Here is a 15610-nt window from a genome sequence, read left to right on the forward strand (position 1 = left end):
TGTATTGGCGATTGAATGCGGGCATTTCCGGCGATCAAAGCAGATGCTCAGACCGCCTTCCCACACAACCGCGCACGCGCCTTTTCAGACCCGATCAGAACCAGCATCGCCGACATTTCCGGGCCATGTTCACGCGCGGTCAACGCCTTGCGAAGCGGCATGAAAAGCTGTTTGCCCTTGCGGCCCGTCGCCTCCTTGAGCGCGCCGGTCCAGGATTTCCAGCTGGTTGCGTCAAGCTCACCTTCAGGCAGCATATCGGCCGCCTGTTTGACGAACTCGGCATCCTCGGCATCGATTTCCGGGATCACGGTCTGATGAATAACATCCCACCATTCCAGGGCCTCGGCCACGCGCCAGCAATTGCCGCGCACCGCATTCCAGAACATCTCGTTGGCATCATTCATGCCCGCAGCAACCAGTTTCGGCTGTGCGATTTCAAACGGCATGTCATGGATGACTTTTTCGTTCAGGCTGGCCAGTTCAGCCGGATCGAATTTCGGCGTTGAACGGCCGTAATGATCCAGATCGAATTTATCAAGAACCTGGGTCAGGCTGGCCGGTTCGATTTTATCGGACGCCCCAAGACCTGTCAGAAGACCGACAAGGGCTTCGACCTCGAACCCGTCATTGCGCAATTCACGCAGTGACAGACTGCCCAGACGTTTGGAAAGCTGCGAACCACCCGGTCCGGCCAAAAGCGGCATATGGGCAAATTCAAGCGCACCCGGCTTACCGCCAAGGGCAAGATACAGCAAAATCTGCGACACGGTGTTGGTCACATGATCTTCGCCGCGAATGATGTGGGTAACCCCCATTTCAAGGTCATCCACCACCGAGCCCAGCATATAAAGCAGCGATCCGTCTTCGCGGATCAAGACCGGATCAGACACATGTTCGGTGTCAAACGAGCAAATCCCGCGCGTCAGATCATCCCATTCGACCATGCCGTCGGTCAGAAGGAAACGCCAATGCGGTTTGCGGCCTTCGGCTTCGAGTGCCTTGATCTCGTCAGCCGACAGGGTCAGCGCCTTGCGGTCATAGATGAAAGGCTGGTGACGCTGGCGGGCGGCCTTGCGTTTCCAGTTCAGCTCACCTTCGGTTTCATAGCACGGATAAAGCAATTCACGCTTTTTCAGGTCGGCAATTGCCGCATCATATTTGTCCTGACGAAGCGACTGGCGTTCTTCGCGGTCCCAGTCAATGCCAAGCCATTCCAGATCTTCACGGATGGCATCAACATATTCATCCTTGGAACGCTCCGGATCGGTATCGTCAAAGCGCAGAATGAATTGGCCACCCGATTTACGGGCATAAAGCCAGTTCATCATGGCAACGCGGGCATTACCAACATGGAGAAGCCCGGTCGGGCTGGGGGCAAATCGAAGGACAGGTTTTGTCATATCTAACTTTTCAGTTCACTTGAATCACGTAACAAGGTTCGTGAAGCCATTGGTGATCGGATAGCGGCGGTCACGGCCAAAGGCGCGCGGGGTGATCTTGACCCCCGGCGGTGCCTGACGGCGCTTATATTCCGCCCGATCCAGCAACCGCCAGACCCGGCGTACTGTGGCCTCGTCGTGACCACTATCCACGATATCGCGTACTGACCGCTCGCCTTCAATCATCTGATGAAGAATATCATCAAGAACATCATAAGGCGGCAGACTATCTTCGTCTTTCTGGTCCGGGCGCAGTTCGGCGGATGGCGGTTTGGTAATGATCCGTTCGGGGATCACCATGCCATCCGGGCCAAGTGCCCCGGCCGGTTTGTGTTCGTTGCGCCAGTGGCACAGGGCAAACACCGTGGTTTTATAAAGGTCTTTCAGAACCGAATAGCCACCACACATGTCGCCATAAAGCGTGGCATAGCCGACCGACATTTCCGACTTGTTGCCGGTGGTCAGCACCATGTGGCCAAACTTGTTTGAAATCCCCATCAGGATGATCCCGCGCGAACGGGCCTGAATGTTTTCTTCGGTGATGTCGGCATCACGCCCGTCAAAGGCCGGGGCCAGCATCTGTTCGAACGCAGCCATGGCCGGACCGATATTGATGCTTTCAATCCCGGTTTTCAGCATCCCCGCACAAATTTCCGCGTCTTCCAGGCTTTCGCGCGACGTATAGGGCGATGGCATCATCACCAGACGCACCCGATCCGCCCCCAGTGCATCAACCGCAACCGCGGCCGAAAGCGCACTGTCAATGCCGCCCGACATGCCGATCACGACACCGGGGAACCGGTTTTTATTCACATAATCGCGCAAGCCCAGAACAAGGGTCTGATAGATCGCATCAAGACCAACCGGGTAATCGGCCTTGGGCGCATCATCGCCGCAACGCCATTTGCCGTTATCGTCCTTCGACCATGTGGTCACGACGACGTCCTCGGCAAAGGCCGGCAGGGCAACCGCAAGCGATCCGTCGCCATTAAGCCCGAACGATCCGCCATCAAAGACCAGCTCGTCCTGACCGCCAACTTCGTTGCAATAGATCATCGGCGCGCCGGTTTCCGAAACGCGGTCCTCGATCAGTTTGCGGCGCAAATCGCCCTTGTCTGCCTCGAACGGTGATCCGTTGGGCACCAGGAAAATCTCGGCCCCGGCTTTGGCAAGATGGCCGACCACATTGGGGGTCCAGACATCTTCACAAATCGGAACGCCAAGCTTCACACCCCTGAACGAAACCGGTTCGGGCATCAGACCGGCTGCGAAAACGCGTTTTTCATCAAACACGCCATAATTCGGCAGATCCTGCTTGGCCCGGACATCAACGATCTTTCCCTGATCAATCAGGAGAACCGCGTTATGACGGATACCGTCAATTTCCCATGGCGTGGTCAACAGCAATGCCGGACCATTTTCGCGATTGGCTGTCTGTTCGCAAATGCTGGCGACTGCTTCATGCAGGTGACGCATGAAAGCAGGCTTCATCACCAGGTCTTCCGGCGGATAACCCGACAACACCAATTCGGAATACAAAACAATATCAGCGCCCAGATCGGCCGCAGATTCCCAGGCAGCCACAACCTTGTCCCGGTTACCGGCAACATCGCCGACAATCGGGTTAAGCTGGGCAATCGCAATGGCAAGCATATTTGTCATGATGTTGGAATAGGAGCCGCCTTACGCGGTGTCAATTGCGGAATACGCAATATCCCATGTTTCAAACGAGATTGCCATTCCTGCATGGCAGAATTGCAGCACCTCGAATCCCGCTAATTGACTGGGATCGCAGTCTGTTTCTGCATCTGTCATGATTTTTTCATGTTGATAATGACTTGCAATTCCGCAAGCAGCCCGGTCTATTTCACCCGACCGTGAACACACGGCAAAAAACATAACAATTGATACGAGCAAACAAAATGGCCAACAGCCCCACCTCTGCCGCCGAAATGGCGGTGGTAACCATTTCCCATATCCCGGGTCGGGAGATCAGCGAAAATCTTGGTATCGTTTTTGGCAGTTCGGTGCGCAGCCGCAGCTTCCTGTTTGATATTTTCGCCACTTTCAAAAACCTTTTCGGTGGCGAAGTCCGATCCTATACCCGACTTCTTGAAGACGCCCAGCACGAAGCCACCAGCCGTCTGGTCGCCCAGGCACAAAAAATGGATGCCGATGCTGTCGTTGACGTCCATTTCGCCACATCCCAGGTTGCCTACAAAGCCGCCGAGATTTTTGCATACGGCACGGCCGTAAGACTGAAATAAGGAACAGGTGCATTTATCATGGAAGACCTGTTTCTTCCGGGAATTGCACTGACCATCCTGATCGGAATCGCCTATTTGACCGGCCGTCTGGCCGACAGGGCACATGAACGCGCGCTTGTGCGCGACGAAGCATTGTTGCCCCATCAATATCTTGATTCCGGGGATGCAGTTCCCGACACAGTTTCAATACAGCAATCCCGCATGGTGACCGGCAAGGTCGTCATTGCCGAAGACCGTTTTCGCAATCTGCTGGCGCGCTTGCGCGTTTTTGTTGGCGGACGTCTTGCCGCCCACGAGGCCGCCGTTATCCGCGCCAAACGCGAAGCCGTCCTGCGCCTGCGCATCAATGCCAAGGGGGCAAGCCACATCATCGGGCTTCGGTTCCAGTCGGCCGAAATCAGTCGCGGCATGATCGAAATGATCGCATCGGGCACCGCCCTTTATACCGATCATCGTCCAACGGGTGGCAAACCGGCCTCCCTGCCCGATGACGGGGTGAATATCAGTCACCGCAATCTGTTGACCGAACTGGCATCGGCCAGCATGGCATTTCTTTTAATCTGCTGGGGGATTTATACGGCAAGCGGCTTTGCCATCGAATGGGCGGCAAGCAGCATTTCGGTAAAGGACGAAGTCGCGATCTGGTCTGAACTTGAACCGGAAATCATTGACGGCCATCGCGTCGGTTCCCAACGCAATGTGTTTGAAAACTATCTGGTTGATCTGATCAATTCTGTCCCCAAAGAGGCCCTTGGTCCGGCACGTGATTATGACTTTGACGTCATGATCATTCCTGATTCGTCGCCAAATGCCGCGGCCCTACCCGGCGGCCTGATCCTGGTCAATAGCGGGATGCTTGATCTGGTCGAAAGCGAGAACGAGCTTCTGTCGATCCTTGGTCATGAAATCGGTCACTATAACGGCCGCGATCATCTTGAAGGACTGGGACGCGAAATTGTCGGTGTCGCCTTGTCCGCCATGATGTTCCAGACCGATGCGATTTTGACAACATGGGTCGCCGGATGGCCGAAATTGCTGGCTGACCGGGATCATTCACGCAGTCAGGAACTCGATGCCGATGACTGGAGCCTCAAGATCCTGATGGCGAAATACGGTCATGTTGGCGGCGTATCGCGGACCTTTGAAAAACTGGCCGCCATGCAGGGGGATCACAGCGTCATGGACTATCTGTCGACACATCCCCACCCGATGGACCGCGTAAACCGGCTTGATGACATGGCCCGTGAACGGGGACTTCCGATTGGCGAGACGATCGATCTGCAAACCGGGTTTGATAACTTTCTTAAAAAGTTTGACGAAATCCCGGCCCAGTCTTTGGAATTCCAATAAACAACAACTTTCCGACACAGGATATTGAACAATGCGTGGACTTTTCGCCCCGTTCCGCTTTCTGAGCGTCAGCGGCCAGCCCAATACCGAATTCTGGCTGACCCAGTGCATCATTCTGGCATCAACCGTTCTGGGTGTGTATCTGGCAAGCTTTGCCGGCTTTGAGATTGCCGTCGATTTCGACCGCTATCAAAGCACATCGGATGTCTATAACCTTGAACGATCGCTCGAAGCGGAATTTGTCGACAATATCGAAAAAGTCGAAACCTGGATTGCCGAATATCCGGAAGGCCCCATGACCTGGCATGCCCCGCAACTTGCACCGCGCGAACGCCACAAACTTGATGATATGGTCTGGGAAACCATGCGCTATTCCCCGCGCACTTTCGAGGTCGATCCGCAAATCATTACCGGTGTGCGCCGGTTCTATTCCGACATTGACGCCCAGATGACCATCATGTTCATGCAGCAAAATGCCAATGGCATGGCACGCAATGCCCTTAAGAATATGGGGGAAATCGTCGCCACGGCACGCAACGGCGTCCTGCCGTTGCTCAGATCGGAAATCGAACGTCTGGACGGGGAACTGGCAGACATGACGGACTGAGTATCATCCGCCATATCCGATCATCACAAAGCCGGGGCAAAACTGTCCCGGCTTTTTCTTTCGGTGGATCCGGGAAAGCAGGCCGAACGACGACTGACGCCCCGCCAAGCTGCACGCCAAAGTGACCGCTCAAAGCGCAAGTGCGGCGTCAATTTCATCCTGGCTCATGGTTTTGGCCGAACCGTGGATAATGCCACTGGCGACATCCATGAATTTTTGCAGCGATACGGTGATGGCATGCGCGGTTTCGCGCAACAATGCCTCGTTCCCGTCCGCAATGATGGCTTCAAGCTGGGTTATCGCGTGGGCAACAATGGTATTGAGGTGATTGATCGTTTCTTCAAACGGTTGACGGAATCGCGGCGGCACATGTTCATAGGCCTCGATCGCCAGTTCCTTGTCGGAAAAGGTGCTATCGCGGAAATGGTCCTGATAGCTTTTCGGTGCCCATTCCTTGCAATCCTCGATCATGTCAGGCATGTCCGGCACCATTTCGAGAAGCATCACGATCTCATTGAAATGATTGAGATAATCGGTCGCCAAAAGCGTGGTCGAGGAAATATTTGTTCCCTCTACTTTCTGTTGCCATTCGGTGAAATCCGCTTCATCCACCATCCGCGTTGCGACCTCTTGAATTTTGTTCTTGTGCAGGATTGCCCTGAATTTCTTTATACTTAAGGATATTTCTTGGCGTTTGGTAGAGGTTTTTTTACAGCCAGGCCCCTTGATTGCACGACGAAACGTTCCTGTAACGCAATTTAACCCACAAAATACTGATATTCAGCCCCCAAACGGGATTCAATTTTGTGAAATTGCCTGCATCACCAACCATCATCACCCCGAACACACCAAAATCGCAAGAAATTCGTCCGCAGCAATGCGGCTGCGATGTTCGTTTCTTGTCGATCACGGTCCTTATTGGCCATCGGGGCCCCTTATAAAACAAGGCGCCCGGTTTCCCGGACGCCTTGCTGATCGACACGCATGTCGAAATATTCGAAATCAGATCAGGCAGAAGCCGCAAGCTGCTCTGCGCGGATGCTGTCGCGTTCTTTTTTGATCATTTCGGCCATCAGGAAGGCAAGCTCAAGCGCCTGACCACCATTAAGGCGCGGATCGCAATGGGTGTGGTAACGATCCGAAAGCGCGTCTTCGGTCACTTCGCGTGCACCACCGATGCATTCGGTCACGTCCGTTCCCGTCATTTCGAAATGAACGCCACCGGCATGGGTGCCTTCGGCCTTGTGAACGTCAAAGAAGTTTTTGACTTCCGACAGAATCGAATCAAACGGACGGGTTTTGTAACCGTTCGCGGCCTTGATCGTGTTGCCATGCATCGGATCGCACGACCAGACGACCTTGCGGCCTTCGGCCTTAACACGTTTGACCAGACGCGGCAGATGATCACCAACCTTGTCAGCACCCATACGGGCAATCAGGGTCAGACGACCGGCTTCGTTCTGCGGGTTCAGACGATCAATCAGTCGGATCAGGTCATCTTCATCCATGGTCGGGCCGCATTTCATGCCAATCGGGTTTTTGACCCCGCGCATGAATTCAACATGGGCCCCGTCAAGGTTACGGGTACGATCGCCAATCCACAGCATATGCGCCGAGCAGTCATAATATTCGCCGGTCAGGCTGTCCTGACGGGTCAGGGCCTGCTCATAACCCAGAAGCAATGCTTCGTGCGAGGTATAGAAATCGGTCTCGCGCAGCTGCGGGGCGCTGTCGGCGGTAATGCCGCACGCCTGCATGAAGGCGACCGCCTCGTCAATCTGGGTGGTCAGCTTGCTGTAACGCTCTGCCGCCGGGCTGCCATCAACGAATGACAGGTTCCAGCGATGGATTTTGGTCAGATCGGCAAAACCGCCCTGGGCAAACGCACGCAGCAGGTTAAGCGTCGCGGCCGACTGGTTATAGGCGCGAATTTGACGCTGCGGGTCGGGAATGCGGGCTTCTTCGGTGAACTCGATCCCGTTGACCACGTCACCGCGATAGCTTGGCAGTTCGACGCCATTGATGGTTTCGGTATCCGCCGAACGCGGCTTGGCAAACTGGCCGGCCATACGGCCGACCTTGACCACCGGGCAGGACGCGCCAAAGGTCAGAACAACCGCCATCTGCAACATGACCTTGAAGGTGTCGCGAATGTTGTTCGGATGGAATTCCTTAAAGCTTTCGGCGCAGTCGCCGCCCTGCAGCAGGAAGGCATTGCCTTCTGCGACTTCACCAAGCTTTTCTTTAAGTGCGCGCGCTTCGCCAGCAAATACCAAAGGAGGATAGCTGCCGAGCTCTTGCTCTACGGCCTCGAGGGCCTGTGCATCTGGATAAGTCGGCACCTGCTTGATCGGCAGGTTGCGCCAGCTATCAATGCTCCAGCTCTTGCTCATTTGCTTCCTCTCAATCCGGCATGTTCTTGATCATGCCGCCATTATAACACAAATCCGGTTTTTCGGCGGATTTCCGCCCTGTGGTCCGGTCATTGAACCGGGCCAAACTTGATACGGGTTTTGATCACGCATTTCCACCCCTTCTAGACTTAAGGACGATAAAAACCCGCAATTTTTTGCCAACACACCCAAAAACCACGCAAAATTCCACTCATTCCCGCCAGATTATCCGGATGGCGGCGGGCTTGACCAAACAGTCATAGCAATCAACTAGGTGCGAATCCGCCCATGCGCAATCGCCGGACGAGTTATCCCAACCAGTTACGCCACCCAATTCCGCTGACCCACAACGCTGATCAATTGCACAGTCTGGCAAATGCGGGCACACTGCGCACGCGTCACACCATTGTCCGGACCCTCCATGCCCATTGAAACCATTGCCATTATTGCCTGCGCCTATTTTGTTGCCGCCTTCGTAAAGGGCGCAACGGGTCTCGGGTTTTCGACATCGGCCCTGCCGATCCTGGCCCTTGGACTGGGGTTAAAGGCCGGCATGCCGCTTGTCATCATCCCGTCGCTTGTCAGCAATTCAATCATCATGGTCCAGGCCGGGCATTTCCGCGAAACCGTCAACCGGTTCTGGCCAATGTTTCTGGCGACCATCCCGGGACTTCTGATCGGGCTTGCTGTCCTTGAAATGGTCGACAGCATTGTGGCGGGTGCGGTTCTGGGGCTGGTTCTGATGAATTACGGGGCGATCACGCTGTTTCGCCATGGCAAGCCGATTTCGGACAAGATCGCACGCCGACTGGCACCGATTTCCGGTTTTTCCACCGGGCTGGTCAATGGCATTACCGGGTCACAGGTGATGCCGGTTCTACCCTTTCTGCTTTCCATGCGCCTTGATCCCAAACGCTTTATCCAGGCCATCAATATCTCGTTCAGTCTTTCAAGCATCGTAATGGCTTTTGGCCTGAGCCGGATGGGCTTGATGACGCTTGAAACCATCTGGATATCACTTGCCGGACTGGTTCCGGTTTATATCGGAACGAAACTTGGCAGTGCTGTGCGCAACCGCATGGATGCCGAAACATTCCGCAAGGTCGTTCTGATCATGCTGATTATTTTTGGCGTGATCCTTGCTGCGAAATTCGTGACCAACTAAGGCAATCACACATCCCCCGCACGGGGGATGTGGCAGAAAAGCGCGTGCAATCAATCGCATGGAATTTATAGTGGATCAGTAATCCCGAAGCACACCCGCACAGCGCAAAGCCCGGAAACTGATTTGATGACACGCATTTTGACGATCGCCATTGCGGCGGCGACCCTTTGGCTTGCCACTGCAGCCCACCAAACCGCACATGCCCAAAGTATCACGGCGATGGATGCGTTTTTGCGCGACTTGAAGTACATGCATGTACAGGCCTTGCAGTTCTGCGACAGCAACCGCAACATCATGTCAGCCAGCGACCTTTCCAAGGCAACCAAAGAAAATGACGTTTTCGAGCTGCTGTGTATGCGCGCGCTGAAAGGGCGCAGCATTGCCAATACCGGATGGACGTTTTACCACGAAGGCGAACGGATTGAGGGCGGCACATCGGATTTTCTGGCAATGTTGAAGGGCTTTAATATCGAAGGAAAGCTGTTCTACACCGTCATTGGCCATCGCAAGATCAAACAACATATCGGCCAACCGAACGCGCGCGTATTCTATCAACCCCGCGCGACACTTTATCGCTATGTCGATGGCGAAATGCAGCATGTCTTTGAATTCATCGATCCGCAAACCATGAACTGGAACAGCCCGGCCCCCGAAAAGCCGGATTTCTCGGCGGCAAGCAAACAGCATTCTGTGGCGATTGATGACGTCTGGAACGCTGTCCTGCTCGAAGAATTCGGTCAGACTGTCAGCTTCATCTCCGCTACCCAATAGCAAAACCGATCCTGACTGGTGATCGCTGAGGGATTTTGATATCAACGCTTCAATGAAAACCATCGCCCGCCCCGCTTTTGCCGAAACCGAAGAAAAGAAATCACGCTTTTTGGCCGAACTCGTTTTTCATGACGATCTGGCCCGGCGGATTGACGCGTTGCGCGCCCTTCATCCCAAGGCCAACCATCACGTAAATGCCTATCGCTACCTCAATGAGGAAGATCAGCTGATCGAGCATGGCAAGGATGATGGCGAACCGTCGGGCACATCGGGCATCCCGTGCCTCAAGGTTCTTCAGGGGCATGATCTGATCAATGTGGCGGTGATCGTTACCCGCTATTTCGGCGGCACAAAACTCGGCACCGGCGGGCTGGTTCGCGCCTATAGCGGGGCGGCCAATGCGGTTTGTGACGTTGCGGAAATCATTGATTATATCCCGCAGGGCGAGGCTGATCTGTTTGCCGGGTTTTCCGATGCCGGCACACTTGAACAGGCCTGTGCGCAGGATGGCATCACCATCCTTGATCGGCAGTTTGACACCCAAGGCACGCGCATCAAAATTGCCGGGCCGCGCGAGATACTTGGCGACCTTACCAAACGTTTCCCGTTACCCGATGCCGATTAGGCCAGTGACAAATCAGGCGTGCGTTACTTCTGGCGTGACGTGCTTTCGCGTTGCTGAAGCTCAAACCCGAGATCGACGATCTTTTGTTCGGGCACTTCGCCGTCAAGTTCGGCCTTGATCATTTCGACCGCACGTTTGCCAATGGCATAGCGGTCGGTTCGGATTGAGGTCAGGGACGGGTGACTTGCCGCCATCATTTCAAGGTCGTTAAACCCGATGATGCCCATGTCATCAGGCACGGAAATACCGGCCTTCTGACATCCGAACAAGGCGCCAAGTGCCATGTCATCATTGTTGCAGAACACGGCATCAAGATCGGAACGGCGCGCCAACAACTGACCAATCAGTTCCGCACCAAGCGACACACTGGATGAAACCGTGGTGGTCATGATCAAATCGGGGTCATAACGCCCGCCTGATTGCAGGGCGTCCTTGAAACCTTCAAGCCGGCGATGGGACCTCGGGTCCATACGTGCGCCAAGGAACCCGATCCGCTTATAGCCCTTTTGCACCAGATGACGACCCGCCGCACGCCCGCCTTCAAAATGAGAAAAGCCGACCATCATATCAATCGGGTCATCGCCGATATCCATGACCTGCACGACCGGACAACCGGCATTTTGCAAAAGTTCACGTGCGGTATCGGTCTGGTCAATGCCCGCAACAATCATCGCGGATGGCCCCTGCCCAAGGAAGGTCCTGATCAGGCGTTCCTCATCGGCGGCCACATAACGCGAATTCCCCAACTGGACCTGAAACGGTCCTTGTTCAAGGTCGTCATAAATGGCGCGCAACGTGTCAGCAAAAACGTTGTTGGTCAGCGACGGCACAATCACACCAACAATGTTGGAACGAGTCGACGCCAGCGCACTTGCATGGCTGTGCGGCACATAATTGAGCTTTCTCACGGCATTGTTGATCTTCCTGCGCAGGTGATCGGACACCTTTGAAGGATCGCGCAAAGCACGTGAAACTGTAATCGTGCTGACCCCTGCCTTGTCGGCAACATCAGCAATGGTCGGCCGCCCGGCCCCTTTGCGTTTTCTCATGCCATTAGATTTATTACGTCTTTTCAATATGGACAAGAGCCTTGTGAATTAGGCAGTTGACTCAATGTTAGCGCTAACATTATGTTAGCGCTAACATTGCAAATCACAGGGCGAAACAACGTTAAAAACGACCCTGAAAACAATAAACGGGCGGAAATATCTTGATGGATCGACAGGCGCGATATGTCGTGGTTATGGGGGTTTCAGGTTCGGGAAAAACTGAAATCGCCCGCCGTGTGGCAACGGAAACGAATTGCCCGTGGCTTGATGCAGACGACCATCATCCTGCCAACAATGTCGAACATATGCGCCGCGGACAGCCATTGAATGACGAAATGCGCTGGCCATGGCTTGAAGCTGTGAGCCGGGCTGCACAGGCCAAAGCCGATCAGTGCCCCCCGGGCAATACAGCAAACACCATTTTCATTGCCTGTTCCGCGCTCAAGCGCAGTTACCGCGATGTTCTGGGCCGGAATTTGGACCCGGTCACATTTGTATTTCTGGACGGCACCCGTGACGTGATCAAATCAAGACTGGAACGTCGCGTCGGACATTTCATGCCTTCCGCACTCTTGGACAGTCAGCTTGCAGATCTCGAAACGCCGGGGCCGGACGAGAATTGTGTGACTGTCTTTGTCGATGCCCCGATTGATGCTGTTGTTTCGACAGTCATTACCAGACTGAAAAACTGCGAAAACGGCAGTTCCTCTTTTGTCAAAGATAACATCACCGGAAAAACGGTATGCCAGGGAGAAGAACGATGACCAAGACTTTCAAATCGCTCGCAGGAGCAACCTTTATCGCAACCCTTATTGCAGCAGCGCCCTTTGCCGCTAATGCACAGGAATTTACCCTTAAAGTGCAATCAAGTGACGCCGCAGGCGTTCCCAACTTCGAACTGGAACAGGAATGGGCCAAACGCGTTGGCGTCATGACCGGCGGCCGTGTCGAAGTGGAAATGCTTCCGGTTAACTCGATTGTCGAACATGCCGAAACCCAGGACGCCATCGCCGCAGGTATCCTTGACGGCCACATCACCGACACCAGCTATTTTTCTGGCAAAGACCCGGCATTCGGCCTGATTGCCAACCCGGTCGGTGCATGGTCGGCACCGTCTGAAATGCTGCGCTTTGTTGAATATGGTGGCGGCAAGGAACTGATGAACAGCCTGCTGAACCCACGTGGCCTGCAATTCATTGGTGCGGTAACACCGGGCCTAGAAGCCTTTGTCTCCTCGGTGCCGCTTGATGGTGTTGCCGACCTTAAGGGCCTTAAAATGCGCGCCCCGGAAGGCATGGTCCAGCAGGTCTTTGCCGCGGCTGGTGCCGCACCGGTTAACATCCCGCAGTCCGAGGTCTTTACATCGCTTGATAAAAAAGTAATCGATGCGGCCGATGCGACCGTGTTCTCGACCAACCAGGCAATGGGCCTGCATGATGTTGCAAAACATCCAGTCTATCCGGGTTTCCATTCCATGCCGATGCTGGAAGTATCGATCAACAAGACCAAATGGGATTCCATGCCAGAAGACATCCAGGCCATTCTGGAAATGTCTGTTCGTGATCTGGCACAGGACATGGACGCACGCCTTGCCATGAAAGACATGGAAGCCGTGGCCAAGGCCCGTTCTGAAGGTGGCGTAACCATTCACAACTGGTCGGCAGAAGAACGTGCCAAATTCCGTCAGATTGCCACCAGCCAGTGGGAAAAAGTCGCAGCACGTTCCGACGATGCAAAACGGGTTTATGATACCCTTGTTAAATATCTGACCGCACAAGGTTTGATCTAAGCCCGATATCATAACTGGATCATCGGTGGCGATGCCCAAACATCGCCACCGGTAACGACCTGAATACAATCCGGAATCCCCGTTATAAGAGACGATAACGGGGTGCAACCTCCCTGTTGCCGGATTGTATTCTCTGCATCGCAAGGAATGCTGAGTATGGCTACCAGTCCCATTGATAACACGCGTGACACCCCCACCCCGTCTATAGACCCGCCAATAGAACCGGACGACAGAACCGAGACACTCCCGGCTGTTTCCGGACGGCTTGGATCGGCTGTAAACAAAATCAGTCCGGTATTTGCATTCGGCTTTTTACTGGCGATGGGCATTCTGATTTTTGAAATTTTCATGCGCCATGTTTTCAACAGCCCGACCCTTTGGGCCCATGAAACAACCACTTTTCTGTCTGCTGTCGGCTTTGTGTTTGGCGGGCTTTACTGCGCATCCAGGGATAAACATATCCGTGTCGTGATCCTTTATGACATTGCCGGGCCAAAACTGCGCAAGGCCCTTGATGTCGGCATTTCGATTGTCTGCATGATCGCATCGGGCTTCTTTGCCTGGGCGGCCTGGCTGATGGTCAAACGTGCAACGATGACACCCGCCGGTGACATTCATTTTGAAACCACGGGGAGTGCATTTAATGCCCCCTATCCCGGCATATTGAAGGCTTTCCTGCTTCTGACCCTGATTGTGTTGATGGTCCAGTTTTTCTGGCAGGCCATCAATTATATGCGCAGCGCGCCGATCACCGGTTCGGAACAGAACGAATAGACCGACCTTCATTTGATGCACCGACAGCCGGAACGTCATTTTGAATGCGACCGGCGCGACAGGATAACTTTTGATGTTTGATTTACAGTCTTTGGGCATTGAATACGGCACCCTTGCCATGTTCGTCATGCTGCTTGTTTTTTTGATTACCGGCATGCCATTGGCGTTTGTGACGCTCCTGATTGCCCTGATTTTCACCCTTGGCTGGTTTGGCCCGATGGCCGTCCCCCTGATCACCAGCAGGGTTTATTCATTCGTTTCATCCTTTGTCTTTGTCTCGGTCCCGATGTTCGTGCTGATGGCAGCCATCCTTGACCGATCGGGGATTGCGCGTGATCTGTTTGATGCTATGCGGCTGTTTGGCGGGCGTTTGCGCGGTGGTGTTGCGGTTCAGACGATCTTTGTTGCGGTCATTCTGGCCGCCATGAGCGGCATTATCGGCGGCGAAATTGTACTGCTGGGCCTGATTGCCCTGCCCCAGATGCTGCGTCAAGGCTATGACAAGAACCTTGCGATCGGTGTGGTATGTGCGGGCGGGTCGCTTGGCACCATGGTCCCGCCTTCGATCGTTCTGATCATTTACGGCCTGACCGCCAATGTTTCGATCGGTGATCTGTTTACATCGGCCTTTGTGCCGGGCTTCATGTTGGCGGGCTTTTATGTCGCCTATGTCCTGTTCCGGTCCTATACCGGCAACAATATCGCCCCGCCGCCCCAGACCGAAAAAATCCCACATGCGGAAAAGGTCCGTCTGCTCAAGGGCCTGTTCCTGCCCATTCTTGTGGTGATTTGTGTTCTGGGTTCGATTTACGGGGGGATTGCATCGGTCACAGAGGCATCAGCTGTTGGTGTTGCCGGTGTGATTGCATCGACCATCCTGCGTCGTGAATTCTCGCTTTCGATGCTTAAGGCCGCGGCCATTCAAACACTTTCGACCTGTGGCATGATTGTCTGGATCGGGATTGGCGCATCGGCCCTTGTCGGGGTATTCAACCTGATGGGCGGGATCAAGTTTGTTTCGGGCCTGATTACCGGCATTTCCGATGATCCGACCATGATCATCCTGTTCATGATGCTGATCCTGTTCATTTTGGGCATGTTCCTTGACTGGGTTGGTATCGCACTTCTGACCATGCCGATCTTTGTCCCGATCGTGAAACAGCTTGGCTTTGACCCGGTATGGTTCGGCGTTCTGTTTGCCATGAACATGCAGGTCAGCTTCCTGTCACCGCCGTTTGGTCCTGCCGCATTTTACCTTAAATCCGTCGCGCCACCGGACATCACACTTGGCGATATCTTCAAGGCCCTTTTGCCCTTTATTTGTCTTCAAATTTTGGCAGTCGGACTTTTGATCCTGTTCCCGGGACTTGCCGGCGGATAA

At 54.2% G+C, this 15610-nt stretch carries 15 protein-coding genes; 10 read left to right on the forward strand and 5 right to left on the reverse strand.

Annotation, left to right across the window (positions count from 1 at the left end; genetic code table 11):
- Window positions 1–47: 47 nt before the first annotated feature.
- Complete coding sequence (gltX, locus tag M9H61_RS09385) at window positions 48–1400, reverse strand: glutamate--tRNA ligase (protein ID WP_250284734.1); 1353 nt, start codon at window positions 1398–1400, stop codon at window positions 48–50.
- A 24-nt stretch (window positions 1401–1424) separates the two neighbouring features.
- On the reverse strand, window positions 1425–3101 hold the full coding sequence (locus M9H61_RS09390) for an NAD+ synthase (RefSeq protein WP_250284736.1): 1677 nt from the start codon (window positions 3099–3101) through the stop codon (window positions 1425–1427).
- 260 nt (window positions 3102–3361) lie between these two features.
- On the opposite strand from M9H61_RS09390, the gene M9H61_RS09395 reads away from it, so the two are divergent.
- The 3 genes from M9H61_RS09395 to M9H61_RS09405 are packed head-to-tail and all read left to right on the forward strand — an operon-like array spanning window position 3362 to window position 5663.
- Window positions 3362–3706: a YbjQ family protein gene (locus M9H61_RS09395; protein WP_082817668.1), complete on the forward strand. Its 345-nt coding sequence runs from the start codon at window positions 3362–3364 to the stop codon at window positions 3704–3706.
- 18 nt (window positions 3707–3724) lie between these two features.
- Complete coding sequence (locus M9H61_RS09400) at window positions 3725–5056, forward strand: M48 family metallopeptidase (RefSeq protein WP_250284739.1); 1332 nt, start codon at window positions 3725–3727, stop codon at window positions 5054–5056.
- Window positions 5057–5087: 31 nt separating this feature from the next.
- Window positions 5088–5663: a hypothetical protein gene (locus M9H61_RS09405; protein ID WP_068517213.1), complete on the forward strand. Its 576-nt coding sequence runs from the start codon at window positions 5088–5090 to the stop codon at window positions 5661–5663.
- A 129-nt stretch (window positions 5664–5792) separates the two neighbouring features.
- Here M9H61_RS09405 and M9H61_RS09410 read toward each other — a convergent pair whose 3' ends face one another.
- Both M9H61_RS09410 and M9H61_RS09415 read right to left on the reverse strand, forming a co-directional pair.
- Entirely contained in the window at window positions 5793–6278 is a 486-nt protein-coding gene (locus tag M9H61_RS09410; RefSeq protein ID WP_068517214.1) for a hypothetical protein, read from the reverse strand.
- Window positions 6279–6670: 392 nt separating this feature from the next.
- Entirely contained in the window at window positions 6671–8056 is a 1386-nt protein-coding gene (locus M9H61_RS09415; protein WP_068517216.1) for a class II 3-deoxy-7-phosphoheptulonate synthase, read from the reverse strand.
- Window positions 8057–8477: 421 nt separating this feature from the next.
- On the opposite strand from M9H61_RS09415, the gene M9H61_RS09420 reads away from it, so the two are divergent.
- The 3 genes from M9H61_RS09420 to M9H61_RS09430 all read left to right on the forward strand — a co-directional run bounded on the left by M9H61_RS09420 (window position 8478) and on the right by M9H61_RS09430 (window position 10617).
- Window positions 8478–9221, forward strand: coding sequence for a sulfite exporter TauE/SafE family protein (locus tag M9H61_RS09420; protein WP_250284741.1), 744 nt, complete (start codon window positions 8478–8480; stop codon window positions 9219–9221).
- 126 nt (window positions 9222–9347) lie between these two features.
- Window positions 9348–9992 (forward strand): hypothetical protein, encoded by a 645-nt coding sequence (locus tag M9H61_RS09425; RefSeq protein ID WP_250284744.1) that lies wholly within the window; start codon window positions 9348–9350, stop codon window positions 9990–9992.
- Window positions 9993–10044: 52 nt separating this feature from the next.
- On the forward strand, window positions 10045–10617 hold the full coding sequence (locus M9H61_RS09430) for a YigZ family protein (protein ID WP_250284747.1): 573 nt from the start codon (window positions 10045–10047) through the stop codon (window positions 10615–10617).
- Window positions 10618–10640: 23 nt separating this feature from the next.
- Here M9H61_RS09430 and M9H61_RS09435 read toward each other — a convergent pair whose 3' ends face one another.
- Window positions 10641–11666, reverse strand: coding sequence for a LacI family DNA-binding transcriptional regulator (locus M9H61_RS09435; protein ID WP_250284749.1), 1026 nt, complete (start codon window positions 11664–11666; stop codon window positions 10641–10643).
- Window positions 11667–11830: 164 nt separating this feature from the next.
- Between M9H61_RS09435 and M9H61_RS09440 the strand changes: the two genes are divergently transcribed.
- The 4 genes from M9H61_RS09440 (at window position 11831) to M9H61_RS09455 (ending at window position 15610) form a co-directional block, all read left to right on the forward strand.
- Complete coding sequence (locus tag M9H61_RS09440) at window positions 11831–12430, forward strand: gluconokinase (protein WP_250284751.1); 600 nt, start codon at window positions 11831–11833, stop codon at window positions 12428–12430.
- Window positions 12427–13455: a TRAP transporter substrate-binding protein gene (locus M9H61_RS09445; RefSeq protein WP_250284753.1), complete on the forward strand. Its 1029-nt coding sequence runs from the start codon at window positions 12427–12429 to the stop codon at window positions 13453–13455. The genes M9H61_RS09440 and M9H61_RS09445 overlap by 4 nt, the downstream gene beginning before the upstream one ends.
- A 156-nt stretch (window positions 13456–13611) precedes the next feature.
- A complete protein-coding gene (locus tag M9H61_RS09450; RefSeq protein ID WP_250284755.1) occupies window positions 13612–14229 on the forward strand; it encodes a TRAP transporter small permease subunit in 618 nt (205 codons plus the stop codon).
- Window positions 14230–14302: 73 nt separating this feature from the next.
- The gene (locus M9H61_RS09455) at window positions 14303–15610 is read left to right on the forward strand and encodes a TRAP transporter large permease subunit (RefSeq protein WP_250284756.1); all 1308 of its coding nucleotides are present in this window, start codon (window positions 14303–14305) and stop codon (window positions 15608–15610) included.

This window comes from Thalassospira sp. GO-4, assembly GCF_023588965.1.
In the GTDB taxonomy this organism is placed as follows: Bacteria; Pseudomonadota; Alphaproteobacteria; order Rhodospirillales; family Thalassospiraceae; genus Thalassospira; species Thalassospira povalilytica.